Genomic DNA, 26172 nt, shown 5'->3' on the forward strand with positions numbered 1-26172 from the left:
GATGATGAAATTCAAACGCAGCCAGGTCGAAGATGTGCATATCAATCTGACCCCTATGATTGATTGTCTGCTGTTTATTCTGGTCTTTTTACTGTTATCCACTACATTTAGCCAGATGAGCCGAATGAACTTGACCTTGCCGGATGCACAGGGTGTTCCGCCTAAAAGTTATGATCAAAAAGTTGAAGTGATTGTGGATGCAAATGGTCACTATGCAGTGAATGGTCAATCCCTGGCCAGCAAAGAAGTGGCAGATTTAAATACTGCAATTAAACAGATTTCCAATGAGCGCCGTGATTTAATGTTTGTCATTGCCGCTGACGCAAAAGCCAGCCATCAGGATGTGATTCGTGTCATGGATGTCGCTGGACAGCTCGGCTTTGTCAATATTAATATCAGTACCAAAGTACCCACCCGAGGTTATTAGTGAAGCACGATTTTAAGGTCTATCTTCGCCTTTTAAGTTATTTAAAACCGTTTTGGGGCATTGCACTGCTTGTCCTGCTGGGTTTTTCTATTAATGCAGCCACAGAAGTTTCTGTGGCCAAGTTACTGGAATATATCATTGAGGCAATTCAAAACAAAGACCAGAGTTCTACTTCACTTTTCCCGTTTTTAGTGGTCATACTGATGTTCTTCCGGGGACTGGGGTTGTTCATGGGGGGATATTTTACTGCGGTGATTTCCCGTAATCTGGTGTTTAATATCCGTCAGGAAGTCTTTGCAAAATTGCTGCGGTTACCATCGCAGTACTATCTGGACAATACCAGCGGACATATTACCGCCAAGATCATGTATAACGTTGAGCAGTTGACGGCTGCCTCAACTGAAGCGTTGAGAACTTTGTTACAACAAGGTCTGATTACGATTGCGCTCCTGGGTTACCTGTTATACAGCAACTGGCGTCTGACCATGTGTATCCTGATTTTTGCACCTGTGATTGGTTTTGTGATCAGTAAAGCGGCCAGACGGATGCGCAAACTGTCACAGCAAGTGCAAGATACCATGGGGGATGTCAACCATGTGGTTCAGGAAACAGTCAATGCCAATCTGATCGTCAAGGGATTTGGCGGCCAAAGTTATGAGCAGGAACGCTTTAAACAGAACTCGCTGGAAAACCTGCGTCGTGGCCTGAAAATGGTTGCGGTACAACAGTTGAATAGTCCTGTGGTGCAGCTGATCATGTCTGTTTCACTCAGTATTGTGATGTTTATTGCCTTGCGTCCACAAATCCTGGGTGATACTTCTGCCGGTGAATTTGTTGCTTATATTACCGCTGCCGGGATGCTGGCAAGACCGATCAAGGCTTTAACCGATATCAATGAAAAGATTCAACGTGGTATGGCTGCAGCGCATTCGGTATTTGAATTGCTGGATATGCCGGAAGAAAAAAATACCGGGACTTTAACCGATAGCTTGAAAGGCGATATCCAGTTTAAAGATGTCAACCTGATTTATGATGATGGTCATCATGCTATTCGTGATTTTAGTTTACAGGTCAAGGCAGGCGAAACAGTTGCTCTGGTTGGGCGCTCTGGCGCCGGTAAAAGCTCACTGGTAAATCTATTGGTGCGTTATCAGGATGCGACTTCCGGTCAGCTTCTGCTGGATCAGAAACCGATCGAAGATTTTGAGCTGACTGCCTTGCGTACCCAGATTGCGATGGTAAATCAGCAGGTGGTACTGTTTAATCGGACTGTACGTGAAAATATTGCTTATGGTCAGCTTGAAGGTGCCTCGGATGCAGATATTATTGCCGCAGCAAAAGCCGCTTATGCACATGATTTTATTATGGCTTTACCGCAAGGATATGATACGCCACTCGGTGCTCAGGGCTTGAACCTGTCTGGTGGTCAACGTCAACGTATCGCGATTGCACGTGCGATTTTAAAAAATGCCTCTATTTTGATTCTGGATGAAGCGACCAGTGCACTGGATAATGAGTCCGAATATTTTATCCAGCGTGCCTTTGATCAAGCCATGCAAGATCGCACCACCATTGTGATTGCACACCGTTTATCCACGATTGAAAATGCGGATCGTATTGTAGTGATGGATCAGGGTCATATTGTCGAGCAGGGCAGTCATGCCGAGCTTATGGCATTGCATGGTGCTTATTATCAGTTACATCAACGTAATTTTGAGGAACACTAAATTATGGCATTGGCGCAAATCATTCAGGATGCTTGGAACGCACAGGCAAAGTGGCTGGTGGTGCTGCGTCCTTTGTCATGTTTATATCGCCTGGGTTTTGTCAGCAATCGCTTGCTGTACCAGAAAGGGATCAAGAAAAGCTACAGCGCCCCGGTTCCGGTCATGGTGATTGGTAATATCACTGTCGGTGGTAGCGGTAAAACCCCTTTGCTGATTCATCTGGTGGATTATTTAACCGAGAAAAATGTTTGTGTAGGCGTGATCAGTCGAGGCTATGGTGGTCAAGGTCCATTTCCGGCTTATGTCGACTTTAATACTTTGCCTGAAATCGTTGGTGATGAGCCTGCTCTGATTGTACAGGCGACGGGTGTGCCCATGGCCGTGGGTCCGAACCGGCAAAAAAGCATTGAACTGTTGCTGCAAAAACATCAGCTGGATCTGATTATCTGTGATGACGGTTTACAGCACTGGGCCTTGAACCGCCAGATTGAATGGATTGTGCTGGACAATAATCGGGGGCTGGGCAATCAGAAGCTGCTTCCGGAAGGTTATCTGCGTGAACCGGTAAGCCGCTTAGAAACAGGAACGGTGATTGAACATTCGGCCCAGCCAAGCTCTGAGCTGCATATGCATCTGGCTGCGTCGCAACCCTATTTGCTCAATCAGGACGGCACTAAAATCTTTAATCCTCAATCGGCTTTTTATGCCGTGGTGGGCATTGGTTTCCCGCAGCGCTTTTATCAGACCTTGCAAAACTTAGGCATAGAACAATTCCAGTGTCATGAGTTTCCAGACCATCATGATTATGACATTGAGGATTTGCAGTTTGATGATGCCAATCCAATCATCACCACGGAAAAAGATGCAGTCAAAATTATGGCATTGCTCAAACAATATCCCGATTTTAAGCAGGATATCTGGGTGGTGCCAGTTGATGCAGTATTATCGCCAGCCTGTTATACGGTCTTGCAGCAGCAGTTACAACAATACGGCATTCAAATTTCTTAAGGCTTATTTAATATGAAACATATCGTTATTCCTGCACGTTTTGCCAGTTCACGTTTGCCGGGTAAACCTTTGCTTGACATTCATGGTCGTCCCATGATTTTGCGTGTGGTGGATCAGGCCAAAAAAGTCCAGGGTTTTGACGATTTGTGCGTGGCGACCGATGATCAGCGTATTGCTGATGTTTGCCGTGCCGAAGGTGTTGATGTGGTAATTACTTCAGCGGATCATCCTTCCGGGACAGATCGCCTGAGTGAAGTGGCGCGAATTAAAGGTTGGGACAGTCACGATATTATCGTCAATGTGCAGGGCGATGAGCCTTTATTGCCAGCACAACTGGTGAAGCAGGTGGCGCAACTCCTGGAAGATCAGCCTGAATCTTCGATGTCGACTTTATGTGAGCCAATTCATCAATTAGATGAGTTTAAACGCGACAGCATCGTTAAAGTAGTGATGTCAAAACACAATCAGGCCCTGTATTTTAGTCGTGCCACCATTCCTTATGACCGTGATGGCGCCAAGCTGGCTGAAGCAAAATTGCATGATCAGGCCTATCGTCATTTAGGTCTATATGCCTATCGGGTGAAGTTGCTACAAGAATATGTCACCTGGGAGATGGGTGTTCTGGAAAAACTGGAATCCCTAGAGCAGTTGCGGGTACTGGAAAATGGTCACCGTATTGCGATTGCTGTGGCCGAAGCCAATTTACCACCGGGTGTGGATACTCAGGAAGACCTTGATCGTCTGAATCAAATGGATCTTTCTCATTTTGCTTAAGAAGAGTTGAATACATGCCTTTTGATGTCAATGCACAGATTTATCCATGGCAGCAACAGGTCTGGGAGACGCTGACCGGACGTTTTCCCAAGCTTGGGCATGGTTTACTGTTTTATGGAAAAAAAGGCTGTGGTAAAGAAGCATTTACCCAGCAGTTTCTGGCCTGGGTTTTGTGCCTGAATCGGCAGCCTTCTGGTGCATGTGGTGAGTGTGGCAGTTGCCAATGGCTCAAGGCCGATACGCATCCCAATTATGTGCATATCAGTACTGACGATGATAATAAAAAACAGAATGCCAAGATCAAGATTGAAAAGATTCGTGATCTGTTGCCTTTTGTACAGCAAACGGTCGATGGCTGGCGGGTGATCGTGATTGAGCCGGCGGAAGCCTTGAATATTGCTTCTGCTAATGCCTTACTCAAGACTTTGGAGGAACCCGGTGACAATACGGTCATTATTTTGCTGGCCGATCATTATTTAAAATTGCCGGCAACCATACGCAGCCGTTTGCAGCATTTTGCGCTAGACCGGATTTCTGAACAACAATTTAGCGCTTATATTCAGACCCAGTTACCAGATGCAGGCACTAGCCAGCAGCAGTTATTGATGAACCTGTCCAATCAGATGCCTCTACAGGCACTCGAGGTTGCACAAAGTTCATGGCTGCCATTGCGTCAGGACTTCCTGCAAGACTGGCAAAAACTGGTCATGCAAAAGAATATGCCCATGGCAATTGCGACCAAATGGAATAAAAGCCTGAGTTTTGGTGAATTTGGTCAAATGTTTGAATACTTGTTGTCCGATTTAATTTGTGTCAAGCTAAATCAAACGGTGAAAAACATTGATCTGGACTTCAATGTTCTGACCGAACAATATTCATTAGCAGCACTTTTTAGCATTTATGAGGATTTTCAGCGTTCCAAACAATATCTCGAGCAGAATGTCCAAAGCAATCTGGTGGTCGATGATTTGTGTATCAAGCTGATGAATCTTTAATGAGGGGGAAATCACATGCAACCACGTATGGGCGGTATTATTCAGGCCAATATTCCTGATATCGAAACATTGTTTGCCAGCTACATGCCTTATGTATTGGGTGGCGGGCTGTTTATTCCTTCCAAGCAAGCAGTAAAGTTGGGTGAAGAGGTGTTTGTATTAACCACTTTACCTGAACAAACCCAGAAAATTCCCTTAACCGGTAAGGTGATCTGGGTCTCGCAAAAGCAGAACGGCATTAAGCCACAAGGCTTTGGCATCCAGTTAAGCGGTGAAAAAGGCGTTTATTTCAAAAATGAAGCAGATCGTCTGGTCGCAGGTCTTAAATCTGAAGGGCGTAAAAGTTACACTATGTAGTTCATTTACCCGTGGTAGGAACGCATTGTGTTTGTAGATACTCATTGTCATTTAACGATGCTTGATTTAACACCGTACAACGGTGATCTGGATCAGGCACTGGCTCAGGCTCGTGAAGCTGGTGTATCCAGATTCATGAGTATCTCGGTCGATCTGGATGATCATATCGCGCTGGCAAAAATTGCCGCTCGGCATGCAGATGTTGGCTATACTGTGGGCGTGCATCCTTGTGAAGATGCTGCCACCATGGCGCGTGCCACGACTGAATATCTGGTCGAACTGGCACAGCCCGAAAAAGTCTGGGCACTCGGTGAAACCGGACTGGATTATTATCACAGCACAGATTTTGTCGAAGAACAAAAAGCTTGCTTTGCCCGTCATATTCATGCCTCGCAAATCACCAGGAAGCCGGTGGTGGTGCATACCCGTGCCGCCAAGCATGATACCGTGGATATTATCCGTGCGGAAAAGTCTACCCATGGCATTTTGCATTGCTTTACTGAGGACTGGGAAACCGCTAAGGCGGTTCTGGACTGCGGCTACTATGTGTCATTTTCAGGGATTGTCTCGTTTAAAAATGCCCAGGATCTGCGTGATGTGGCCAAACAGGTTCCGCTGGATCGCGTGCTGATCGAAACCGACAGCCCTTATCTTGCGCCGATGCCGTATCGTGGCAAATCTAATGAGCCTAAATACGTTCCTTATGTAGCCAAAGCGCTTTGCGATGTATATGATAAGTCAATAGAAGAAATGGCTTATATCACAAAGCAGAACTTCGAAAATCTTCTGAATTTAAAGTAAATAAAGTTATATAAAGTACAAGAGAGTTTATAGGGTGAAGATGGATCGTCAGGCTCAGTTTCGAGCAAGAGAAACCTTGATTTTTCAAGTTGCAGAACAGCTCCTGCTGGAAAATGGTGAAGCAGGAATGACGCTTGATGCGCTTGCTGCCGAGCTGGATCTGGCCAAAGGGACACTTTATAAACATTTTCAGAGTAAAGATGAACTGTATATGCTGCTGATTATCCGTAATGAGCGCATGTTGCTGGAAATGATTCAGGATGCCGATAAAGCCTTTCCTGAACATCTGGCCTTCTTTATGTTGCATCATTTACATCATCCGGAACGTACGGTGCTGTTTCATCAGATTGAAGAGCGCCTGTCCACTACCGGTGTCGGCATTCAGCATTTGTTCAGTGAGCTGTATCAGGTGCGCAAACAGCGTTTACGCCTGATTATCCGCATGACCGAAAGTTATCTGGCTTCCATCAACAGCCGCATGTCGGTACGTGATTATCTGGCGTCGATCTGGTCGCTGACCCATGGTGCAGCCGCAATTCTTAATTCCAGTTTCTATCAGCGCTATCTGGGTTCACGTGATACTTTACGTGTGGCCTATATAGATCAGGCGCTGGCTTTGCCGAAGCAGGTACATTCTGCCGAGCAGTTCGCTTAAGGCCTTGCCATGATCAGATCACATCACACTGCAGTTCGTGGCTTTACCTTGATCGAATTGATGGTGGTGATTGTGATTATGGGCATCATGGCTTCTCTGGTATTGTTAAATACCAGTGGGGTTGATCAGCGTAAGGCGATGCAGGCACGCGAGATTTTGTTATTGGATTTACAGCGGGTCATGCGCGAGGCGAATGACCAGTCCAGAATACTGGCACTGGATGTTCAATCAGCAACCGATGTTTCACCATTTCGGTATGGGGTAGTGGAATATCGTGCGCAAGCACAATCTGAACAGAGCCTGCAAAATGAGAAATGGCAGAGTTATACAGATTTCAAATTGCGTAATTTACCTGATCATGTGTCCTTTCAGATTCAGGCGCTTGAACAACAGCGCTATGCCAAAGCACAGAATCGGGATCTGACTCAGGCCAACTCTCCAAAATTAATCTGGCTCGGTAATGGTGAGGTCAAGCCGGTGCGGATTCAGTTCTTTTTGGAAGATCGCGAAGTTGGTGCTGCGATTGAACTAGATCATCTGGGTAAAATTAATGAAATCTAGAGACTTTCAGCATCGTTCTTCATCACGTACAGCGGTAAAGCAGCACTTCACTCATCGTAGTTCAGGCTTTACCTTGCTGGAAGTCATGGTGGCTTTAGTGATTTTTGCCACCGCTGCCATGACCCTGAGCAAAGTTGCGATGCAATATACCCAATCCACCTCAAATGCCATTTTGCGTACCAAAGCTCAGTTTGTTGCCTTAAATGAAGTGGCGCAAATGGAAATCAATCAGGAATGGATGGATGGCACTGCTTCCAAGCAGTTGACCCAGCAAGGCGAAACCTGGCAGATTGACAAGCGCAGTGAGCCAACGGTCAGCCCGAATGTACAGCGTATTGAGCTGCAGATCAGTCTGGTCAATCAGGAGACCGGTCAGGTTGACTCCGGGATCAGTAACCTGATGTTCTTTAACCATCGTATGAATAATAATCCATGAAGCCTAAAGGATTTACCCTGGTCGAGCTACTGGTCGCCATTGCGATCTTTGCGGTGCTGTCTGCCTTGGGCTGGAAGGTGTTTGACTATATTGTCAAAACCAAAGATCAAAATACGATACATGAACAGCGTTTAGGTCAGCTACAGGAAAGCTATCAGCAAATTTTGCGGGATACGGTACAGGCAGTGCCTTTAACTGCCAATATCAATGGTGATATTCAGCCAGCTCTGGTTTTACAGAATGGACGCTTTAACTTCAGTAAAACCGGGGTGACAGATCCTCTGGAAGAGGGTATTTCGCCAGATGAGCGGATTGAATATCAGTATCGGGCCGATGAGCAGAAACTTTATCGCTTGAAATACCGCAACCTGAACCAGACCGGTCGTGATCAGCCAGAATCCAGTGTTTTATTGTCAGAAGTCGAGCAATTCCAGATTGTGGTGCTAAATCCGAATGAACTCACCCAATGGCCTGATCCTGCTATGGATTTAAATCAGCAGGAGCAGAAGCAGCGCTTGCCTAAGGGGATCAAAATTAATTTAATTGTAAATGGTGTCAGTTATGAATGGCTGTTTAGTTTATTAAATACAGATTTTCTGCTGAATTCCCAGAACACAGGTTAACCCGACTAAGAATAACAAGACATGAACAGAAATAAACCGGTCATCATGAAACAGCAGCAAGGCATTGCCCTGATTACCATTCTGGTGATGGTGGCATTGGCGACCATTCTGGCTGCCACGATTGCCCAGCGTCAGGCGGCGACTGCTGAAAGTACAGCCTATCTGATGCGACAAAACCAGTCTTTGATGTATGCCAAAAGTGCCGAGGCTTTTTTTTCTGAACTCTTGGTTGATGATGCCGAGAATGCCGCAGAAGTAGATCATCTGCAAGAAACCTGGGCGCAGCCGATGCCAGCTTTTCCGGTTGATGATGGCTATGTCTCTGGAATCATCCAGGATGAATCGGGCAAGTTTAATTTAAATAGTCTGGTCACCGCTGAAGGCGCCGTCAATGAAAATGCCAAAGCATGGTTCGAGCTGATTTTGAAGCGTGCGGGGCTGTCAGAGCAGCTTAGTGAGGCAGTGATTGACTGGCAGGATGAAGATGAGCTGGTCAGTGGCGGCATGGGGGCAGAATCTAACTATTATCAAGGTTTGCAGAATGCGGCTTTGCCATCGAATGCAAAATTTCATAGCGTAGACCAGTTAAAACTGGTGCGCGGTTTTGACGAGAATAAATACAAGCTGATTGCAGCTTATCTGAGTGCAGCACCTGTAGTCGATAGCACGGTCAATATCAATACAGCTTCGGCTTTTCTGTTGGCCAGTATGGATGAAAAACTGGATGTAAATGCAGTACAGCAATTGCTGGATCAGCGTCAGGCCAATTTAGAGCACTTTTCTAATGTGACTGATCTGTGGTCGCTGGAGCCTTTCGCTCAGGTCGAGGCGAGCAAGCGTAATCTGTTGAATAGCCTGCTCGGGGTACAATCCAATTATTTTAAAGCGCGGATTGAAGTGGTGTTAAGCGAACGCAAGCGTCAGTTCAGTAGTGATTTTGTCCGTCAGGACAAACAGGTATATGCGGCTTATCGCAGCATGGCCCCATTTTAATTCTAGCTGCTGAATTATGGCCTCGCTATATAAGGCTGCCAGGTCAATCCCTTTTTCCTATCAGGCTGAACAGCAAAATTAATCCTCAAGTCAGCGGTTTTGCTTTATAATCAAAATTAATTCACCTATTTTTTGACGACATTACGGCATATGTTAATTCGTAAGTTATTTAAGTTTGAGAATGCTCATATTGTGCGTAACTGCACGTCAGATCGCTGTAAGCGTTCGATCCATGGCCATAGTTATAAAGTCGAGCTGTTATTGAAAGCATCGAAATTAGATCATGGGCAAATGGTTTATGACTTTGGTCTGCTTAAAGGTGTGATTAAGGATTTTTTTGATTCTTTCGATCATGCGATCTGTTTCTGGCAAAATGATGATCCGGAATATATTCAGGCTTGCAAAACTTTCAGTGCACGCTGGGTATCATTACCGGTATCGCCGTCGGCTGAACAGTTTTCCCGGATTTTCTTCTTTCTGGCACAACAAGTACTGGCATCGACCGTGACTCAAAATGGCGAAGGTGATGTCGAAGTCTATTCTGTGATTGTGCATGAAACCGATACCGGTTATGCGCAGAGCTTTCTAGAAGATATCCAGAATGAACAGATGGGCTTGCTAAGTCTTGAGCAAATCGAGTTTTCTGAACAGGTTCAATCTGAATGGACAGATCCGGACATGTTGAGCAAGCTGAAACAGGGTACGCCATTTCAGAATCCAACTGTAGATTTACAGGTACAGATTTAAAGTCTGCGTGACTTTAAATCCATTGACATAGATTTAGGATTGAAGAATGTCTTTAAATGAACAGCAACTGGCCAAACTGAATAAGGTTCAGTTGGATGAAAGCTGGAAATATGGATTGAGTGAGTTTTTACTCAGTCCGAAAATGGACCAATTAAAAGCGTTTCTGGTTGAAGAAAAAAAAGCAGATAAAACGATTTATCCTCCCAATCATCTGATTTTTAATGCCTTAAATACCACGCCGTTGGATCGGGTCAAAGTGGTGATTTTGGGGCAGGATCCTTATCATGGCCCGAATCAGGCCCATGGATTAAGCTTTTCGGTGCAAAAAGGGGTTGCATTGCCGCCATCTTTGCGTAATATTTTTCACGAGTTGCATGCAGACGTCGGGGTTGAACGCCCGAAGCATGGTGACTTGACGCATTGGGCAGAGCAGGGTGTGCTTCTGTTAAATGCAGTACTGACTGTAGAAGCAGGTCAGCCGACTTCGCATCAAAAGCGCGGTTGGGAAGAATTCACCGATCAGGTCATTGATGTTTTAAATGAGCAGCGTGAACATATTGTCTTTATTCTTTGGGGCGCATACGCACAGCGTAAAGGACAGCGCATTAATCAGGACAAACATCTCGTGTTAAAGGCCGCACATCCATCGCCTTTGGCCGCAAACCGTGGTGGTTTTTTTGGTTGTAAAGTATTTTCGAAATCGAATAACTATCTCAAACAACATGGCATTGAGCCTATAAATTGGCAGCTGGACGCATGACATATTCTCCCCTTAATAAAACTTATCATCCGGATTTGATCGTTGAAGAAGCGCACAATGGCTGGCGTATCGTACGTTTAAATCGTCCAAAATCTTTACATGCTCTGGATGAATCTATTGCTTCCGCACTCTTGGAAGTGTTTCAGGATTTTCATACAGATGACAGCGTAAAAGCCATTTGGCTGGATTCAACCACCCCGAAGGCATTCTGTGCTGGTGGCGATGTACGTAAATTACGTCAATTGGTCATTAATGATGAAGTGGCAACTGCCAATAAATTCTTTGAGCAGGAATATGCGCTCGATCTGTTATTGCATAATTATGCCAAGCCGGTGTTGGTCTGGGGTGAAGGTTATGTGATGGGCGGTGGCTTGGGACTGTTTATGGCAGCGCCTTTCCGTCTGGTGACACCATATTCGCGTTTGGCCATGCCGGAAATTAACATTGGTTTATATCCGGATGTTGGTGCGACCCGTTTCCTGGCAGATCGTGGTGCGATTGGTCTGTTTACCGGTTTGACCGGCTCCATCATGACTGCTGCAGGCGCTTACGGGATTGGCTGGGCAACGCATATCTGTGATGCGCATCGTGATTCTGTATTGAATAAAGTGGTTAATATCGACTGGGGTCATTATCCTGCCGGTGACTTCCGTGCCATTGATGACACGCTTAATAGCATGCATCGTCCGGTAGGGCCGGGACCACTGCAAAACTCTCTGGACGTGATTCATAGTGTGTGTCGGGGAGTAAATTTCGAACATGATTACGAGTCGATTATCGGCCTCAGTGATGCACGTAGTGACTGGTTACGTCAGGCCAGTGAAAACTTGCAAAAAGGTTCACCGACCACTGCTGCATTGACCTGGCTGTTATGGCAATGGGGCAAGCAGGTGCATTCCTGGAATGAAATTTTTGAACTGGAAACCCAGATTTCTGACTGGAAAATCCGGCATCATGACTTTGTCGAAGGTGTGCGTGCACGTCTGGTCGATAAAGACCTTGCTCCTGAATGGAAAAAGGGCACAGATCTGAGTCTAAAAGGTATCCTGTCTGAAAACCCGCCAGTGACCCATATTGAAAGCTGGAATGAGCTGCTCAAGCAGTATGGTGTGATTTAAGCCTTACATGTCCGATCCGCAATTAACCGATGAAGACTGGATGCAGCTTGCGTATGCGCAGGCTGCACTTGCCGCTGAACAGGGAGAAATTCCGGTCGGTGCAATTATCGTAAGTCAAAATCAGGTCATTGGGCAGGGATTTAATGCGCCAATTTCTTTAAATGATCCGACCGCACATGCCGAAATTGTTGCGCTGCGTGATGCATGTCAGAACATCCAGAATTACCGGTTGCCTCATGATGCAGTGTTGTATGTAACGCTCGAACCGTGCACTATGTGTGTCGGTGCACTGGTACATTCACGGGTATCACGGGTGGTATTTGGTGCATTCGAGTCTAAAGCAGGTTCACTGGTCAGCGCACGTCAATTATTCGAGACTGGCTATTATAATCATGTATTTACGTTTGAAGCAGGCTGCATGCAGCAGCAATGTTCTGAACAGCTTAGTGCATTTTTCAAGTTGCGTCGTGAGCAGAAACGCCAACTCAAGTTACAAGAAAAATTATTAAATACGCAGAAATAAATGTGCTTTATCGCTAAAATTTTCTAACTTTCAAATCTGTAATTTCAGGAAAAATAATGAACAGCATACAAGTAAAAAAAGAATTTCCAGCATCGATTGATGACGTCTTTGCTTTAATGTCTAAGCATGCCACCTATAATATTGCTTTTGCGCCGCTGCAGGTTGAGCGGATCAAGGACTCTGCGGATGCTGAACATCCAGATGGATTAGGTTCGGTGCGCGCAATGGGCGTAGGGCCGCTCAAGCCGCTAAAGGAACAGATCACCTTGTTTGAACCGAATGCACGTATTGAATATAAGATTATCAAGAATCCATTGATCAAGCATCATCTGGGTATTATTGAGTTTGAAACGCTGGCCGATGAGCAAACCCTGGTCACCTACACGATTGAATTGCAGGCGCGTGCACCTTTTGTGAGTAAATTAATTCTTGCACAGTTACAGGCAGCGATTAAACTAGGCCTGACAAAACTCGCAAAATCTGTTTAAACAACAACGGGAAAGCAATGACAGTTCAAATTATTACCATTGATGGTCCAAGTGGGTCGGGCAAAGGCACGTTGGCAGCAAAACTGGCTGCACATTATCAGTTTCACTTATTGGATTCTGGTGCGCTTTACCGGCTGTTGGGATTGTCATTGCATCACCATGATTTACTGGATGCGCTGGACAGTAAATTGCCCGAATGCGTACAAATCGCAACAAATCTGCAGATCCAGTTTCTCAGCACCGATACCGGGGTACAGGTGTACTTAGATGGCGAAGACGTTTCCCAGACCATTCGAACTGAGCGTGTCGGTGAGTTTGCTTCAAAAGTTGCTGCAATTCCTGAGCTTAGAACTGCACTAATTTCACGTCAGCATGCCTTTGCACAGGCACCGGGTCTGGTCGCAGATGGCCGCGATATGGCCACAAGTATCTTCCCGCAAGCCCAGGCTAAAATATATTTGACTGCATCGGCTGAATCGCGCGCGCAAAGACGTGTAAAGCAGTTGCAGGGTATGGGGCTGGATGTTAAAATAAACGATATTTTAGCTAACATCATCGCACGCGATAAACGAGATATGGAACGAACAGTTGCTCCACTCAAGCCTGCCGATGATGCTTACATTATCGATAGTTCAGATTTGAATATTGATGAAGTATTTCAGCTGATGACAACTTATGTCGATCAGCAGTTAGCCAATTAACCTAATTTTATCAGCAAACGCATAGCTTGATCAGTTTTATATGGACTATGTAGATGCTTAATTAAACCGGCCTTGTCTGATCCAAGACCGCTGACTTTATCGGATATATCATGACCGAATCTTTTGCAGCCCTCTTTGAAGCAAGTGAATTAAACCTCAACGTTGAAAAGGGTGCAGTTATCCAGGGCGTTGTAGTAAGCATTGACTCTGATTGGGTAACTGTTGACACTGGCCTTAAATCTGAAGGCGTTGTTGACCGTGCTGAGTTCTTAAACGAACAGCGCGAACTTGAAGTTCAAGTTGGCGATACTGTAGACGTAGTTGTTGAAGCTCTTGACAACGGTATGGGTCAAACTGTTCTTTCTCGCGAAAAAGCTAAACGCGCTGAGACTTGGACTAAACTTGAAAAAATCTTTGAAGACGGCGAAATCGTTACTGGTGTTATCTCTGGTAAAGTTAAAGGCGGTTTCACTGTTGACATCGGTCCAGTACGTGCGTTCCTTCCAGGTTCTTTAGTTGATACTCGTCCTATTCGTGATACAACTCACCTAGAAGGCAAAGAGTTAGAATTCAAAGTAATCAAACTTGATGCTAAACGTAACAACGTTGTTGTTTCACGTCGTGCTGTTATGGAAGCTGAATCTTCAGCTGACCGTGAAGCGCTTCTTGCTCAGCTTGAAGAAGGTCAAACTGTTACTGGTACGATCAAAAACCTTACTGACTACGGCGCATTCGTTGACCTTGGCGGTATTGATGGTCTTCTACACATCACTGATATGGCTTGGAAACGCATCAAGCATCCTTCAGAAGTTGTTGAAGTGGGTCAAGAAGTTACTGTTAAAGTACTTAAATTCGACCGCGAACGTAACCGTGTTTCTCTAGGTCTTAAACAACTTGGCGAAGATCCATGGTTAGCGATCATGAACCGTTACCCTAAAGGTTCAATCGTTAAAGCGCGCGTAACGAATCTGACTGACTACGGTTGTTTCGCTGAAATCGCTGAAGGCGTTGAAGGTTTAGTACACGTTTCAGAAATGGATCACACTAACAAAAACATCCACCCATCTAAAGTTGTTCAGATTGGTGACGAAGTTGATGTTATGGTTCTTGAAGTTGATGAAGAGCGTCGTCGTATTTCTCTTGGTATCAAACAAACTCGTGCTAACCCATGGGAAGAGTTTGCTAAAGACCACGACAAAGGCGAAAAAGTTTCTGGTACGATCAAATCTATCACTGACTTCGGTATCTTCATCGGTTTACCAGGCGGTATCGACGGTCTAGTTCACTTGTCTGATATCTCTTGGAACGAACAAGGCGAAGAAGCGATTCGTCGTTACAAGAAAGGCGACACTGTTGAAGCGGTTATCCTTTCTGTAGACGCTGAAGGCAACCGTATCAGCCTTGGCATCAAGCAAATGAACAACGATCCGTTCAATGATTTCCTTGCTGCTAACGAACGCGGTGCGTTGGTTAAAGGTACTGTAACTGCAGTTGACGCTAAAGGCGCTACTGTTAAGTTAGCTGACGAAGTTGAAGCGACTCTGAAAGCATCTGAAATCAACCGCGATCGCGTTGAAGATGCAACTAAGTTCCTTGAAGTTGGTCAAGAAGTAGAAGCGAAGATCATCAACGTTGATCGTAAATCTCGCGCAATCAACTTGTCAATCAAAGCGAAAGACGAAGCTGAAGAGAAAGAAGCAGTTGCTAACTTGAAAACAGCTCCAGCTGCTGGTCAAGACAATGGTCCTAAAACCATTGGTGACTTGATCAAAGCTCAAATGGGCAACTAAGTAGACGTCTAAATTGTATTGTTAATGTAAGTTAACTAATACTTTTTATACAAATACTGTAAACGGTAGCGTAGTATTTAATTATTGCGCTACCGTTTTGTATTTAAACAGGTTATTATCGGGAAATAGATCCCAAGTAGCTTGATAATTAAAGAGGTCGCAGATGACTACTGAAGCACTTAACAAGTCTGACTTAATAGAGCGCATTGCCTTAAAAAATCCGCATTTGGCCGAGCCTCTAGTGGAAGAAGCAGTTAAAATCATGATTGATCAAATGATAGAAGCTTTATCATCTGACAACCGTATCGAGATTCGCGGATTTGGTAGTTTCGCATTGCATCATCGTGAGCCACGCGTGGGTCGTAACCCTAAAACTGGTAAATCTGTAGAAGTGGCTGCAAAAGCAGTTCCACACTTTAAGCCAGGCAAGGCACTTCGTGATGCTGTAAACGAATCTGCAAATAAATAATTGTAAATATTTTCGGGGTGTTCATGCGTTACGTTCTGGTCGTTCTTTTATTGGTGCTGTTTGGCTATTCATTAGCTTTAGTTTTGCAAAATGGTACCGAGCTGTCCGTGGACTTGTTATTTACTCAAGTTCCTGCAATGCGTCTGGGATTATTGCTTCTCCTCACCCTATGTCTAGGTGTGGTTTTAGGTCTGCTATTGGGCGTTCAAATCTTCCGGGTTTTCCAGAACAATTGGGAAATTAAACGACTACGTAAAGACATTGAACATCTGCGTAAAGAACAGTTAAATACCGCCAAGTTGATGGCCGCTGAAGCAGCAGCCCACACCCGGCATGAAAAAACTGTATTAGATATTACCAATGAAAATCAAAGCCCATTATAATGGGCTTATTTTTTGCCTATTTGAAGGGATAATCTCTTGAGTATCATTGTTGCACTAGATGCCAAAAGCCAATTTGATGCCTTAGCCATTGCAGAACAGCTAGATCCTGCCTTGTGTCGACTAAAAGTTGGTAAAGAGTTATTTACCCATGAAGGTCCAATCATTGTCAGAGCACTTCAAGATAAAGGTTTTGATGTTTTTCTGGATCTGAAATTTCATGATATTCCAAATACGACGGCACAGGCTGTTTGTGCGGCAGCTGATTTGGGTGTATGGATGGTCAATGTACATGCATCTGGTGGCCGGAAAATGATGGAAACCTGTGTGGAACGTTTACAGGCTGGTAACTATAAAACCCAGCTTATCGCTGTGACAGTGCTGACTTCCATGGGTCGTGAAGACCTGCAGGATATTGGTCTGGATATTGACCCGGATGAGCATGTAAAGCGTCTGGCTCAACTGACTAAAGACAGTGGTCTGGATGGGGTGGTCTGTTCCGCGCAAGAAGCGAAAATGTTGCGTGAAACGCTTGGAAAAGATTTTGCATTGGTAACCCCGGGCATTCGTCCTGAAGGTTCAAATGCTGATGATCAAAAGCGTATTGTGACACCGAAACAGGCAATGCTGGATGGTTCGACACATCTGGTAATTGGTCGTCCAATTACCCGGTCTGAAAATATGCGTCAGACTTTAAAAGATATTTTGGCAACACTGTAATTTACCCTCTCTCTCACGCTCTTCGAAAGGGTGAGAAAGCTCCTCATTAAAAAATCTTCCTCTCTCTATGGGAGAGGATTGAGGAGAGGGCTGAAGTTTTAAATAGCCGCCAACACACTCACCATCACCGGCGCTAACAGGGACAGGATAAATCCACTCACCATGGCATGCGGAATAAAGTCATGCCCACAGGCCTGTTTAACCATGGGCAAAGTCACATCCATTGCAGTTGCACCTGCTGCAGAAATCGCAGATCTCGGGTACTTCCAGCCTATACAGTACATCAGCAAAATCGCAAAAATTTCTCTAAACAGATCATTCATTAAAGCAATACTGCCAAGTTCTGCATTTCTAAGCTCGGTCACGACAACTCCTGACATTGAATAAAAGCCATAACCTTGCGAGAGCATGATCAAATCTTTCAGGCCAATTTGTGTGTTCCAGAGTGAATAAAGCATCACTGCGAATAACGAGCCGAATATGCAGCCAACAGGAACCAGAAGAATTTTAATATTCAACCATGAGCGATCCAGCGGTGAATAAGCCAGATCAAGGCCAATGAAAAACATAAACAGCAGTAATAAATGCCAGGTACTTATTTGTAAAGATACATCCAACAGATTTAAGCCGGTATGTAAAAAGTATCCACCTGCAAGTGCTAAAAAAGCATAACTGATATTCAGCAAGGATTTGATAACCAAATCTGTAGATACCCGGCCTGAAGCGGGAAGAAAGCCTGACCACTTAAACAGTAGATAGCAAAATGCAAAAGCACCCAGTGATGTCAGAAATGCAATACTGATGGAGGTGCTCAAAATCTGAAGAGGATGCTGTAATTCATCAACGAGCTGGGAAAATTCGAAGGCAATTGCAATCAGTAAAATATAGCTAAAATAGGGCAAAAGCCTGAAACAGATTTGAATGATCGGAGCTGGAATCCGTTTTGCCAAAGCAAAACCGAGGACGAGGCAGAGTAGAAGCTGAAAGATGAGCCAAAGCGATTGCATAAATTCAAGGTATTGAAAAATTACTTTTAAATTATGCCATCGCTTGAGCCTGGATAGTGAAAGCTTTTAGGCGATTTTATTCAGGAAGCGATAATCTGCGGCATTGGGTGTTCTGGTTTTCAGCCAGTATTTCCAGGTATATGTGGGCCATAGCGCAAAATTCTTGCCACCTGGCTGCTGATACCAACTGACACAGCCAGATTGCCATACGGTCTGTTCAAACATATGTTGCACCTGCTGATTAAATGCATCCTGAACCTGATCTTTGATCACAATTGCGTTGCTATGAGACTGGTCGACCAGTTGTATGAGTTGCAAGATATATTCCACTTGGGATTCGATCATGAAAATGACCGAGTTATGCGCCAATAGAGTATTTGGCCCCAATAACTGAAACAGGTTTGGAAAAGCTTTCATGCAAATTCCATAATAACTTTCAGCACCTTGTTTCCACACCTCATTCAGCTCTACATCATCCAGTCCTGTACATTGAAAGTTCTTCATGTAAATGCGTGGATCGGTAATAAAGCCTGTGCCATAAATCAGGCAGTCAATCGGTCGTTCCTTGCCATCTTGAGTGATGATGCTGTTTTCGGTAAGTTCCTGAATCTGTTCAGTTACCAGTTCTACATTCTTACGGTTAAAGGTCGGAAAATAACGGTTGGAAACCAGAATGCGTTTACAGCCCATGATGTAATCCGGGGTCAGTTTTTTGACCAATTCAGGATCTTTGACCTGGTATCGGATGAACAGTTCTGCCAGCTTCTGGGTATATTTCATGATTCCAGGTTTAACGATGGGTACTACCCGTGATTCATTTGACCAGTACAAGCGGGCGCGATGCAGTTTTCTGAACCAGTCATACTTTGTAAATAGTTTCTTTTCGAGCTGGTGATAGACCCGTTCATCACGAGGAATAACCCAGGCCGCAGTACGTTGCATGACATACAGTTGCTTGCATAGTGGTGCAATTTCCGGAATATATTGGATGGCACTGCCCCCTGTGCCAATTGAAGCGACATTCTTGCCATTCAGATCATAAGCATGATCCCATTGTGCAGAATGAAAGACTTTGCCCTGAAATTTTTCAATGCCTGGAATATGAGGAGTCTGAGGGACATGCAAAGGTCCTGAAGCAAATATGACAAATTGGGCTTCCAGGATGCTCTGATCATGCAGTTGTAATTGCCACAGGCAGCGGTCTGACTGGTAATGTGCTGAAAGGACTTCGGTATTTAAGCGGCAGAAAGCGCGCAGCTTGTACTCGGTCACCAGATCCTGAATATAGGAAAATATTTCGGGTGCCTCGGCATAGCGTTTCGACCAGTTGCTTTTTGTGGCGAATGACAGCGAATACAGATGAGACTGTACATCACAGGCTGCGCCAGGATACTGGTTGTCTCGCCAGGTTCCACCAAATTCATGGCCTTTTTCCAGCAGAATAAAATCATGTATTCCTTGCTGCTGTAAACGTATTGCCATGGCAATACCGCCAAAACCGGCGCCAATAATGGCAACTTTGGTCAAGGGATGGGGACTTGTGGCAGTCGTATTGTCTAACATCATGGCATTCCTTGCTTATTTTAATAAGGGATTATTATCATAATTTACTGATAAAATATTAGATCTAAAATTGATCTAAACGGCAATAGCAGTCAGCTTATTTTTATAGTACAACTAAGACTATCACATTGTAATTGTATGGTTATGAAACGTTCTGTTCTCAGTCTGATGTATTTGATTCAAGGGATGCGCAAGGCGGGCATAGATGTCGATCAGAAACTGCAAAACATTGGATTGCGTGTAGATGCCTTTGATCCAGGTTCAATTATTCATCCGAGTCTGGAACATGATGTGCTTAAGGTGGTAGGGCAGGAAATTGAGGCAGAGCAGGGGCTATTGATTGGTCAGCATTATGCCCTGGCAGGTTATGGCCCCTTGTTGATGTTGCTGGTGACCAGTCCGACGGTGCGTGATGCGCTGCATCAGGTGATTCGTTTTCAGCAGTTGACGCATCTGACCGGTCAACTGTCTGTACAGCAAAGCGAGCATCATAGTGCATTGTGTTATCGACCAAAACTTCTGGATGAGAATTTGGGAGTATTGGTGGCACAGGCCGAGGTTTCCGGAACGTTTAAGTTTATCCGTGATATTTATAAAATGATGGGCTTGTCCAAGCCTGATCTGCGGATCGAATTGCCTTTTGCTCCTCCGGAGGATATCAATACCTTAAAGGTTTACCATGATTATTATGGTACGCAGGTGCAGTTTGATGCACCCGATGCCGCCTTCTGGTTTGATGAGGCAGTGCTGGATATCAAGATTCCATCGGCGGATGCGGTGACATTTGCACTGTATGAAGCCAAGTGTTTTGCCGAATTGCAACGCCTGCAACAGGATGAGCAGACCCCGACCGTGGTGCAGCGGGTTCAGGATTATTTGGAGATCCAAAGCGGTTTGATGCCAAGTATGGCGGAAACTGCCCAGGCCTTGAATATTCCCGAACGGACCTTAAGGCATCAGTTACAACAGTTTGATACCAGTTATAAACAGATTCGCGAAGATATTATTAAAGATAAAGCTTTGCGATTGATTGAATACAAACAATATTCAATTGAAATGATTGCAGAGTTATTGGGCTATTCCGAGCCGGCCGCTTTTAACCACGCCTTTAAACGCTGGTTTGGGCAAAGCCCTCGACAATATGTAAAATAGCCTAAGCTTGTTTATGCCAAAGTGTTATAGTGAGTTTTTTAAACTTCGCTATAATTAAATTGATCCCAAATAGTACGAAACCCTATGTCCGATTTTAATTCACAGCACAGCACCGCCTTTAGTCCGATCTCTCCTGCAGAACGTTATGCACAAGCTATATCTTCAGGGCAGTTTATGCCTGATGATGCACAGGCAATGGCAGTACATGAACTGAATCGTGTCTGGCTGGAATTGATTCAGCGCTTTAAGGCCTCAAAAAAAGCATTTCGCCGCTTTCGCCGTCAGACGTCTCCTAAGGGTGTGTACATGTGGGGTGGAGTCGGACGAGGCAAAACCTGGCTAATGGATCAGTTTTATGAATCGATTCCATTTCGCCGTAAAACCCGAATGCACTTTCACCATTTTATGCAGCATGTGCATCGTGAGTTAAATAAACTATCTGGTCAGCGTAACCCGCTCGATCTGGTGGCAGATCAGATTTATAAAGAAGCCGTAATCATCTGTTTTGACGAGTTCTTTGTATCCAATGTTACCGATGCCATGATTCTCAGTGATCTGTTCCAGAAGCTGTTTGAACGCGGAATTACCTTGGTCGCCACCTCAAACATTGCCCCGGATGGCCTGTATAAAAACGGCATTCATCGTGACCGTTTTCTGCCTACGATTGAACTGGTCAAGAAAAACTGTGTGGTATTAAATGTCGATGCCGGTGTCGATTACCGTTTACGCGTCTTAAAACAGGCACAACTGTTTAAATTCCCGTTGACCCATGATCATAAAAACTGGATTGCCCAGCGTTTCAGCGCGCTGACCCAGACCCAAACCTGCTCTGAAGAGCCGATTATCATCAATAACCGTATTGTCGAAACCGTGTCACATACCGAAGATGTGTTGTGGTGCGAATTTTCTGAACTGTGTTTAAAACCACGCAGCCCGGCTGACTTTATTGAAATTGCCAATATTTATAATACGGTGCTGGTCAGTAATGTACCGCATCTGACCGATTTCCTCAATGATGGTACGCGCCGTTTTATTTATCTGGTCGATGAGTTTTATGACCGCGGCGTCAAACTGTTACTGACCTCGGAAGACAATATTGTTGACATCTATCAGGGTGAAAAACTGGTCTTCGAAATTGAACGGACGCGTTCACGTTTGCTGGAAATGCAGTCGGATGAATATCTGAATTCTGAACATCGTCAGATCCAGAAAACCATCTCGAGTGAGTAGAAAAAACAATACAAGCGCCGGTCATGAACCGGCGCTTTTTTTTATAAAAATAAGCAGGTAAATGATCGACAAGTATGGCCAAACATGGCTTAATCTTGATCTAAATATGATCGTGTATAACAATAATGCATAATTTTTACTCGAAAATCTGAACTTAAGTCTAATTTCTACATTTCGAAAACTTTATACACTGTCATTAAGGTATTTAGCAGAATGATATCTAAATGCAGCTGAGCGACAGCTAATATGCATATGAGGGTACTCATATTATGAAAAATGCTCAGTATTTAGCAATTTGATAATACTATTCAGCTAAATTTTAATCGGTATACTAGAATCTCTTGTATAAAAAGTAGCAATATCAGGAAAGACAATGACTGCACGTATTCAAAAAGGCAAGTTAGCGATTGCTAAAGAACTTTACGATTTTATCGAAAATGAAGCACTACCAGGTTCGGGTTTGGATAGTGAAACTTACTGGAAAAACTTTGAACAAGTCGTTGTTGATCTTAGCCCTAAAAATAAAGCACTTTTGGCTAAGCGTGATGACATTCAGGCAAAAATTGATGAATGGCACCGCAATAACACATTTGAATTACAGGCTTACAAAGCTTTCTTGACTGAAATTGGCTACTTGTTACCAGAAGTAGAAGATTTCCAGATCAGCACTGAAAATGTAGATGAGGAAATCGCTGTATTGGCAGGCCCACAGCTGGTCGTTCCGGTACGTAATGCACGTTACTGCCTCAACGCAGCTAACGCACGTTGGGGTTCTTTGTACGATGCGCTTTACGGTTTCGATGTCATTTCTGAAGAAGATGGCGCGGAAAAAGGCAAAGGCTATAACCCGAAACGTGGTGAGAAAGTTGTCGCATTTGCGAAAAACTTCCTCGATGAAACTTTCCCGTTGGCTGCCGGCTCTCATGCAGATGCAACTCAATATGCAGTTGAAAGCAATGCACTGGTTGTAACCTTAAAAGATGGTTCTACCACCACTGTTGCGGATAGTGCTAAATTTGTCGGCTTTAACGGCGAAGCTTCAGCACCAACTGAAATTGTATTCAAAAATAATGGCCTGCACGTTATTGTTCAAATTGATGCAACCAGCCCGATTGGTCAGACTGATGCCGCTGGCGTAAAAGATGTGGTACTTGAAGCTGCGGTTACCACCATTCAGGATTTGGAAGACTCGATTGCAGCCGTTGATGCTGAAGAAAAAGTGGAAGGCTACCGTAACTGGTTAGGCCTGATGAAAGGCACTTTGGAAGAGTCTATTCAGAAAAATGGTAAAACAGTTACCCGTAAACTGAATGATGACCGTACTTTCAAAAATGTGGAAGGCGGTGAAACCAAGGTTCATGGTCGTTCATTGATGTTGCTGCGTAATGTAGGGCATCTGATGACAAACCCGGCAATCCTGGTGGATGGTGCAGAAATCTATGAAGGCATCATGGATGCACTGGTAACGCCATTATTGTCGTTTGCAGACATCAAAGGTGAGAATACCATCAAGAACTCGCGTCAAGGTTCGATGTACATCGTTAAACCGAAAATGCATGGTCCTGAAGAAGTGGCTTTTGCCGTTGAGCTGTTTGAACGTGCAGAACAGGCACTGGGTTTACCTGCAAAAACTTTAAAAATCGGGATCATGGATGAGGAACGCCGTACTTCTGTAAACCTGAAGAACTGTATTGCACAAGCCAAAGACCGTACCATTTTCATCAACACAGGTTTCATGGACCGTACTGGTGATGAAATTCATACCTTCATGGAAGCAGGCCCATTCGTACGTAAAGGCGAAGTGAAAGGTCAAATCTGGTTCCCGGCTTATGAAAACCGTAACGTGATGATTGGTCTGCAAGCAGGTTTACGTGGTAAAGCGCAAATTGGTAAAGGCATGTGGCCAAAACCAGACATGCTGCTTGACATGTACAAGACTAAAACTGAACATCCGGAAGCGGGTGCAAGCTGTGCATGGGTGCCATCACCTACAGGTGCCGTGATTCACGCGATTCACTATCACCAGATTAATGTTGCAGACCGTCAGCAAGAACTGTTGTCGACTCAGCCTTTATCTCTAGATGATTTGTTGACACCGCCATTGGCACAAGACACCAACTGGTCTGACGAAGAAAAAACCAAAGAGCTTGAAAATAACTGTCAGGGAATCTTGGGTTATGTGGTTCGTTGGGTAGACCTTGGTGTAGGTTGTTCTAAAGTACCAGACATCAATGATGTCGGTTTGATGGAAGACCGTGCGACTCTACGTATTTCTTCGCAGCACGTTGCCAACTGGCTACGTCACGGTATCGTGGGCCGTGAACAGGTTGAAGAAGTCATGCAACGCATGGCGAAAATTGTAGATCAGCAGAATGCCAATGATCCACTGTACACGCCTATGTCTGCTGACTTTGCCAACAACATCGCGTTCCAGGCAGCGTCTGACCTGATCTTTAAAGGTGGTGAGCAGCCATCAGGCTATACCGAGCCACTGTTACACGCAGCGCGTTTAAAATTGAAAGGTTATACAGGTGACTAATCCTGTCTAGCTAAAAAAGCCTCTTCGGAGGCTTTTTTATTGTCTAATGGTAAGTGACTATGATTCTGACTAGAAATTTTTCAGCTGAACTCTTACAGTGAAGTAAAGTACACGAGGAAACAATAAAATGATGACAGTATATGAAGACTTGGATCAACAGTTTATTCATGGTCAGTGGAGACGTGGAACCTCAACCAAAACAATAAAAAATATCAATCCTTTTACCCAAACCGAGATTTTTAGTCTTGCGGCTGCAAGTTCGGTCGATGTGGACAGTGCGTATAGCGCAGCAGAACAGGCTTTCCAGCAGGGTGTTTTGACTTCTGTTGAAGGACGTAAGGCAGTACTACAAAACTTGATCACGGTTATTCAGCAGCGTCGCGACGAAATCGTTGACTGGCTGATTATTGAATCAGGCAGTACACGTTTTAAAGCTGGTCTTGAGGTAGATGCAGCTTTGGGCATTATTCAGGAAAGTCTGAGCTTTCCCGATCAGATTCAAACGGAGCAGTTAGAAAGCAAAGACCCGGCACGCAAAAGTCTGGTACTGCGTAAGCCTTTGGGGGTAATTGGCGTGATCAGCCCGTGGAATTTTCCCTTTCATTTGTCCTTGCGTTCAGTTGCGACCGCGATCGCCTGTGGCAATACAGTGGTACTCAAGCCAGCCAGCGATACGCCGGTAACGGGTGGTACATTAATTGGCAAGCTATTTGAAGAGGCCGGTTTGCCCGCAGGTGCATTAAATATTGTTGCCGGTTCCGGTAGTGAAATTGGTGACTATTTTGTGGAACATCCGGTCCCGAAAATGATTTCATTTACCGGTTCAACCGAAGTGGGACAAAGTGTCGGCAGTAAAGCCCTGGCCAGTTCCAGAATCAAACGTTTGGCACTGGAACTGGGTGGCAACGCACCCTTGATCATTCTGGATGATGCAGACCTTGATCTGGCCGTTGAACTTACCTTGATGGGGCGTTTTATGCATCAGGGTCAGATTTGCATGAGCACCAACCGGGTCATTGTTGATGCTTCTGTTCATGATGCCTATGTGGACAAACTTCTGGATCGGGTGAAGATGATCCCAGTCGGCGATCCAAATCTGGAAGATACCATTATCGGACCCATCATTAACCAGAGTCAGGTGAAAAAACATCAGCAGATTATTCAGCGAGGTCGCGAGCAGGGGGCAGAGCTGGTTTATGAGGGAGGAATTGAAGGCAATCTGGTCTATCCTCATATCTTTATTAATGTCGCAGCCGATTCCGATCTGGCGCAGCAAGAAAGTTTTGGTCCGATTTTACCGATTTTAAAAGCGCGTGATGAAGCTCATGCTTTAGCGTTGGCCAACCATACCGATTTTGGATTGTCCAGTGCAGTCTGTACATCGGATATTCAGCGCGGGACTGCTTTTGCGGCACAGCTGGATATCGGTATGACCCATATTAACGGTATCAGTGTTGCGGATCAGTCCAATGCACCCTTTGGCGGCGAGAAAAACTCGGGATTGGGGCGTTTTAATGGCCGCTGGATCTTTGAGGAATTCACCCGGACACATTGGTTGACAGTGCCGCAGTCATGATGCTCAGAGCTATATAAATACTACAGGTTTAGGTTTGGCAGCAGGCTATAAT

General features: G+C 44.8%; 28 protein-coding genes. 26 read left to right on the top strand and 2 right to left on the bottom strand.

Features of this window, described 5'->3' with window-relative positions; genetic code table 11:
* The first annotated feature begins 4 nt into the window (after positions 1-4).
* The 22 genes from AC3IT7_RS05430 to pyrF all read left to right on the top strand — a co-directional run bounded on the left by AC3IT7_RS05430 (position 5) and on the right by pyrF (position 17053).
* Entirely contained in the window at positions 5-427 is a 423-nt protein-coding gene (locus AC3IT7_RS05430) for an ExbD/TolR family protein (protein ID WP_180096979.1), read from the top strand.
* Positions 427-2154, top strand: a complete 1728-nt coding sequence (msbA, locus tag AC3IT7_RS05435; RefSeq protein WP_475654515.1) for a lipid A export permease/ATP-binding protein MsbA — start codon at positions 427-429, stop codon at positions 2152-2154. The genes AC3IT7_RS05430 and msbA overlap by 1 nt, the downstream gene beginning before the upstream one ends.
* 3 nt (positions 2155-2157) lie before the next feature.
* Positions 2158-3162, top strand: a complete 1005-nt coding sequence (gene lpxK / locus AC3IT7_RS05440) for a tetraacyldisaccharide 4'-kinase (protein ID WP_489249663.1) — start codon at positions 2158-2160, stop codon at positions 3160-3162.
* A 12-nt stretch (positions 3163-3174) separates the two neighbouring features.
* Positions 3175-3936, top strand: coding sequence for a 3-deoxy-manno-octulosonate cytidylyltransferase (gene kdsB, locus AC3IT7_RS05445; protein WP_489249664.1), 762 nt, complete (start codon positions 3175-3177; stop codon positions 3934-3936).
* A 14-nt stretch (positions 3937-3950) separates the two neighbouring features.
* Complete coding sequence (locus AC3IT7_RS05450) at positions 3951-4931, top strand: DNA polymerase III subunit delta' (protein ID WP_489249665.1); 981 nt, start codon at positions 3951-3953, stop codon at positions 4929-4931.
* A 15-nt stretch (positions 4932-4946) separates the two neighbouring features.
* Positions 4947-5288 (top strand): PilZ domain-containing protein, encoded by a 342-nt coding sequence (locus AC3IT7_RS05455; protein WP_100355373.1) that lies wholly within the window; start codon positions 4947-4949, stop codon positions 5286-5288.
* A 27-nt stretch (positions 5289-5315) separates the two neighbouring features.
* The gene (locus tag AC3IT7_RS05460; protein WP_475654513.1) at positions 5316-6089 is read left to right on the top strand and encodes a TatD family hydrolase; all 774 of its coding nucleotides are present in this window, start codon (positions 5316-5318) and stop codon (positions 6087-6089) included.
* Positions 6090-6129: 40 nt separating this feature from the next.
* Positions 6130-6744 carry a TetR/AcrR family transcriptional regulator gene (locus AC3IT7_RS05465; protein WP_180076191.1) on the top strand — a complete coding sequence of 205 codons (615 nt, stop codon included), beginning with the start codon at positions 6130-6132 and terminating at the stop codon, positions 6742-6744.
* Positions 6745-6753: 9 nt separating this feature from the next.
* On the top strand, positions 6754-7305 hold the full coding sequence (locus AC3IT7_RS05470; RefSeq protein ID WP_489249666.1) for a type II secretion system protein: 552 nt from the start codon (positions 6754-6756) through the stop codon (positions 7303-7305).
* A complete protein-coding gene (gene gspI, locus AC3IT7_RS05475; protein WP_489249667.1) occupies positions 7295-7741 on the top strand; it encodes a type II secretion system minor pseudopilin GspI in 447 nt (148 codons plus the stop codon). The genes AC3IT7_RS05470 and gspI overlap by 11 nt, the downstream gene beginning before the upstream one ends.
* Positions 7738-8364, top strand: a complete 627-nt coding sequence (gene gspJ / locus AC3IT7_RS05480; RefSeq protein WP_489249668.1) for a type II secretion system minor pseudopilin GspJ — start codon at positions 7738-7740, stop codon at positions 8362-8364. Before gspI ends, gspJ begins: the two co-directional genes overlap by 4 nt.
* Positions 8365-8409: 45 nt before the next feature.
* Complete coding sequence (gene gspK / locus AC3IT7_RS05485; protein ID WP_489249977.1) at positions 8410-9357, top strand: type II secretion system minor pseudopilin GspK; 948 nt, start codon at positions 8410-8412, stop codon at positions 9355-9357.
* A gap of 150 nt (positions 9358-9507) precedes the next feature.
* Complete coding sequence (locus tag AC3IT7_RS05490; RefSeq protein ID WP_489249669.1) at positions 9508-10104, top strand: 6-pyruvoyl trahydropterin synthase family protein; 597 nt, start codon at positions 9508-9510, stop codon at positions 10102-10104.
* A 46-nt stretch (positions 10105-10150) separates the two neighbouring features.
* Positions 10151-10864 carry a uracil-DNA glycosylase gene (gene ung, locus AC3IT7_RS05495; protein ID WP_489249670.1) on the top strand — a complete coding sequence of 238 codons (714 nt, stop codon included), beginning with the start codon at positions 10151-10153 and terminating at the stop codon, positions 10862-10864.
* A complete protein-coding gene (locus AC3IT7_RS05500; protein WP_475653937.1) occupies positions 10861-11982 on the top strand; it encodes an enoyl-CoA hydratase/isomerase family protein in 1122 nt (373 codons plus the stop codon). The genes ung and AC3IT7_RS05500 overlap by 4 nt, the downstream gene beginning before the upstream one ends.
* Positions 11983-11989: 7 nt before the next feature.
* Positions 11990-12505: a tRNA adenosine(34) deaminase TadA gene (gene tadA, locus AC3IT7_RS05505; protein ID WP_489249671.1), complete on the top strand. Its 516-nt coding sequence runs from the start codon at positions 11990-11992 to the stop codon at positions 12503-12505.
* A gap of 56 nt (positions 12506-12561) precedes the next feature.
* Positions 12562-12993, top strand: coding sequence for an SRPBCC family protein (locus tag AC3IT7_RS05510; protein ID WP_489249672.1), 432 nt, complete (start codon positions 12562-12564; stop codon positions 12991-12993).
* Between the two features lie 17 nt (positions 12994-13010).
* Positions 13011-13694: a (d)CMP kinase gene (gene cmk, locus AC3IT7_RS05515; protein ID WP_475653940.1), complete on the top strand. Its 684-nt coding sequence runs from the start codon at positions 13011-13013 to the stop codon at positions 13692-13694.
* 110 nt (positions 13695-13804) lie between these two features.
* Positions 13805-15484: a 30S ribosomal protein S1 gene (rpsA, locus tag AC3IT7_RS05520; RefSeq protein WP_005097313.1), complete on the top strand. Its 1680-nt coding sequence runs from the start codon at positions 13805-13807 to the stop codon at positions 15482-15484.
* Positions 15485-15647: 163 nt separating this feature from the next.
* Positions 15648-15953, top strand: coding sequence for an integration host factor subunit beta (locus AC3IT7_RS05525; protein ID WP_005097312.1), 306 nt, complete (start codon positions 15648-15650; stop codon positions 15951-15953).
* A gap of 23 nt (positions 15954-15976) precedes the next feature.
* Complete coding sequence (locus AC3IT7_RS05530; protein WP_179999367.1) at positions 15977-16336, top strand: lipopolysaccharide assembly protein LapA domain-containing protein; 360 nt, start codon at positions 15977-15979, stop codon at positions 16334-16336.
* A gap of 36 nt (positions 16337-16372) precedes the next feature.
* Positions 16373-17053, top strand: coding sequence for an orotidine-5'-phosphate decarboxylase (pyrF, locus tag AC3IT7_RS05535; RefSeq protein WP_489249673.1), 681 nt, complete (start codon positions 16373-16375; stop codon positions 17051-17053).
* Between the two features lie 98 nt (positions 17054-17151).
* On the opposite strand, the gene AC3IT7_RS05540 is transcribed toward pyrF, so the two are convergent.
* Together AC3IT7_RS05540 and AC3IT7_RS05545 are read right to left on the bottom strand one after the other, a co-directional pair.
* Positions 17152-18060, bottom strand: a complete 909-nt coding sequence (locus tag AC3IT7_RS05540; protein ID WP_489249674.1) for a LysO family transporter — start codon at positions 18058-18060, stop codon at positions 17152-17154.
* A gap of 66 nt (positions 18061-18126) precedes the next feature.
* Positions 18127-19623 carry a flavin-containing monooxygenase gene (locus AC3IT7_RS05545; RefSeq protein ID WP_489249978.1) on the bottom strand — a complete coding sequence of 499 codons (1497 nt, stop codon included), beginning with the start codon at positions 19621-19623 and terminating at the stop codon, positions 18127-18129.
* A 144-nt stretch (positions 19624-19767) separates the two neighbouring features.
* On the opposite strand from AC3IT7_RS05545, the gene AC3IT7_RS05550 reads away from it, so the two are divergent.
* From AC3IT7_RS05550 to AC3IT7_RS05565, 4 genes are all read left to right on the top strand, one after another.
* The gene (locus AC3IT7_RS05550; RefSeq protein ID WP_489249675.1) at positions 19768-20775 is read left to right on the top strand and encodes an AraC family transcriptional regulator; all 1008 of its coding nucleotides are present in this window, start codon (positions 19768-19770) and stop codon (positions 20773-20775) included.
* An 84-nt stretch (positions 20776-20859) separates the two neighbouring features.
* Positions 20860-22005 carry a cell division protein ZapE gene (gene zapE / locus AC3IT7_RS05555; RefSeq protein ID WP_475653944.1) on the top strand — a complete coding sequence of 382 codons (1146 nt, stop codon included), beginning with the start codon at positions 20860-20862 and terminating at the stop codon, positions 22003-22005.
* A gap of 373 nt (positions 22006-22378) precedes the next feature.
* A complete protein-coding gene (locus AC3IT7_RS05560; RefSeq protein ID WP_489249676.1) occupies positions 22379-24544 on the top strand; it encodes a malate synthase G in 2166 nt (721 codons plus the stop codon).
* 127 nt (positions 24545-24671) lie between these two features.
* The gene (locus tag AC3IT7_RS05565; protein ID WP_489249677.1) at positions 24672-26120 is read left to right on the top strand and encodes an aldehyde dehydrogenase family protein; all 1449 of its coding nucleotides are present in this window, start codon (positions 24672-24674) and stop codon (positions 26118-26120) included.
* The last annotated feature ends 52 nt before the right edge of the window (positions 26121-26172 follow it).

The organism is Acinetobacter sp. KH_038, assembly GCF_057839405.1.

What these genes read in the sequence shown, in the direction of transcription:
- AC3IT7_RS05430 (WP_180096979.1), top strand. Translation starts at nt 5, where the DNA reads ATGAAATTCAAACGCAGCCAGGTCGAAGATGTGCATATCAATCTGACC.
- lpxK (WP_489249663.1), top strand. Translation starts at nt 2,158, where the DNA reads ATGGCATTGGCGCAAATCATTCAGGATGCTTGGAACGCACAGGCAAAG.
- kdsB (WP_489249664.1), top strand. Translation starts at nt 3,175, where the DNA reads ATGAAACATATCGTTATTCCTGCACGTTTTGCCAGTTCACGTTTGCCG.
- AC3IT7_RS05450 (WP_489249665.1), top strand. Translation starts at nt 3,951, where the DNA reads ATGCCTTTTGATGTCAATGCACAGATTTATCCATGGCAGCAACAGGTC.
- AC3IT7_RS05455 (WP_100355373.1), top strand. Translation starts at nt 4,947, where the DNA reads ATGCAACCACGTATGGGCGGTATTATTCAGGCCAATATTCCTGATATC.
- AC3IT7_RS05465 (WP_180076191.1), top strand. Translation starts at nt 6,130, where the DNA reads ATGGATCGTCAGGCTCAGTTTCGAGCAAGAGAAACCTTGATTTTTCAA.
- AC3IT7_RS05470 (WP_489249666.1), top strand. Translation starts at nt 6,754, where the DNA reads ATGATCAGATCACATCACACTGCAGTTCGTGGCTTTACCTTGATCGAA.
- gspI (WP_489249667.1), top strand. Translation starts at nt 7,295, where the DNA reads ATGAAATCTAGAGACTTTCAGCATCGTTCTTCATCACGTACAGCGGTA.
- gspJ (WP_489249668.1), top strand. Translation starts at nt 7,738, where the DNA reads ATGAAGCCTAAAGGATTTACCCTGGTCGAGCTACTGGTCGCCATTGCG.
- gspK (WP_489249977.1), top strand. Translation starts at nt 8,410, where the DNA reads ATGAAACAGCAGCAAGGCATTGCCCTGATTACCATTCTGGTGATGGTG.
- AC3IT7_RS05490 (WP_489249669.1), top strand. Translation starts at nt 9,508, where the DNA reads ATGTTAATTCGTAAGTTATTTAAGTTTGAGAATGCTCATATTGTGCGT.
- ung (WP_489249670.1), top strand. Translation starts at nt 10,151, where the DNA reads ATGTCTTTAAATGAACAGCAACTGGCCAAACTGAATAAGGTTCAGTTG.
- AC3IT7_RS05500 (WP_475653937.1), top strand. Translation starts at nt 10,861, where the DNA reads ATGACATATTCTCCCCTTAATAAAACTTATCATCCGGATTTGATCGTT.
- tadA (WP_489249671.1), top strand. Translation starts at nt 11,990, where the DNA reads ATGTCCGATCCGCAATTAACCGATGAAGACTGGATGCAGCTTGCGTAT.
- AC3IT7_RS05510 (WP_489249672.1), top strand. Translation starts at nt 12,562, where the DNA reads ATGAACAGCATACAAGTAAAAAAAGAATTTCCAGCATCGATTGATGAC.
- cmk (WP_475653940.1), top strand. Translation starts at nt 13,011, where the DNA reads ATGACAGTTCAAATTATTACCATTGATGGTCCAAGTGGGTCGGGCAAA.
- rpsA (WP_005097313.1), top strand. Translation starts at nt 13,805, where the DNA reads ATGACCGAATCTTTTGCAGCCCTCTTTGAAGCAAGTGAATTAAACCTC.
- AC3IT7_RS05525 (WP_005097312.1), top strand. Translation starts at nt 15,648, where the DNA reads ATGACTACTGAAGCACTTAACAAGTCTGACTTAATAGAGCGCATTGCC.
- AC3IT7_RS05530 (WP_179999367.1), top strand. Translation starts at nt 15,977, where the DNA reads ATGCGTTACGTTCTGGTCGTTCTTTTATTGGTGCTGTTTGGCTATTCA.
- AC3IT7_RS05540 (WP_489249674.1), bottom strand. Translation starts at nt 18,060, where the DNA reads ATGCAATCGCTTTGGCTCATCTTTCAGCTTCTACTCTGCCTCGTCCTC.
- AC3IT7_RS05545 (WP_489249978.1), bottom strand. Translation starts at nt 19,623, where the DNA reads ATGTTAGACAATACGACTGCCACAAGTCCCCATCCCTTGACCAAAGTT.
- AC3IT7_RS05550 (WP_489249675.1), top strand. Translation starts at nt 19,768, where the DNA reads ATGAAACGTTCTGTTCTCAGTCTGATGTATTTGATTCAAGGGATGCGC.
- zapE (WP_475653944.1), top strand. Translation starts at nt 20,860, where the DNA reads ATGTCCGATTTTAATTCACAGCACAGCACCGCCTTTAGTCCGATCTCT.
- AC3IT7_RS05560 (WP_489249676.1), top strand. Translation starts at nt 22,379, where the DNA reads ATGACTGCACGTATTCAAAAAGGCAAGTTAGCGATTGCTAAAGAACTT.
- AC3IT7_RS05565 (WP_489249677.1), top strand. Translation starts at nt 24,672, where the DNA reads ATGATGACAGTATATGAAGACTTGGATCAACAGTTTATTCATGGTCAG.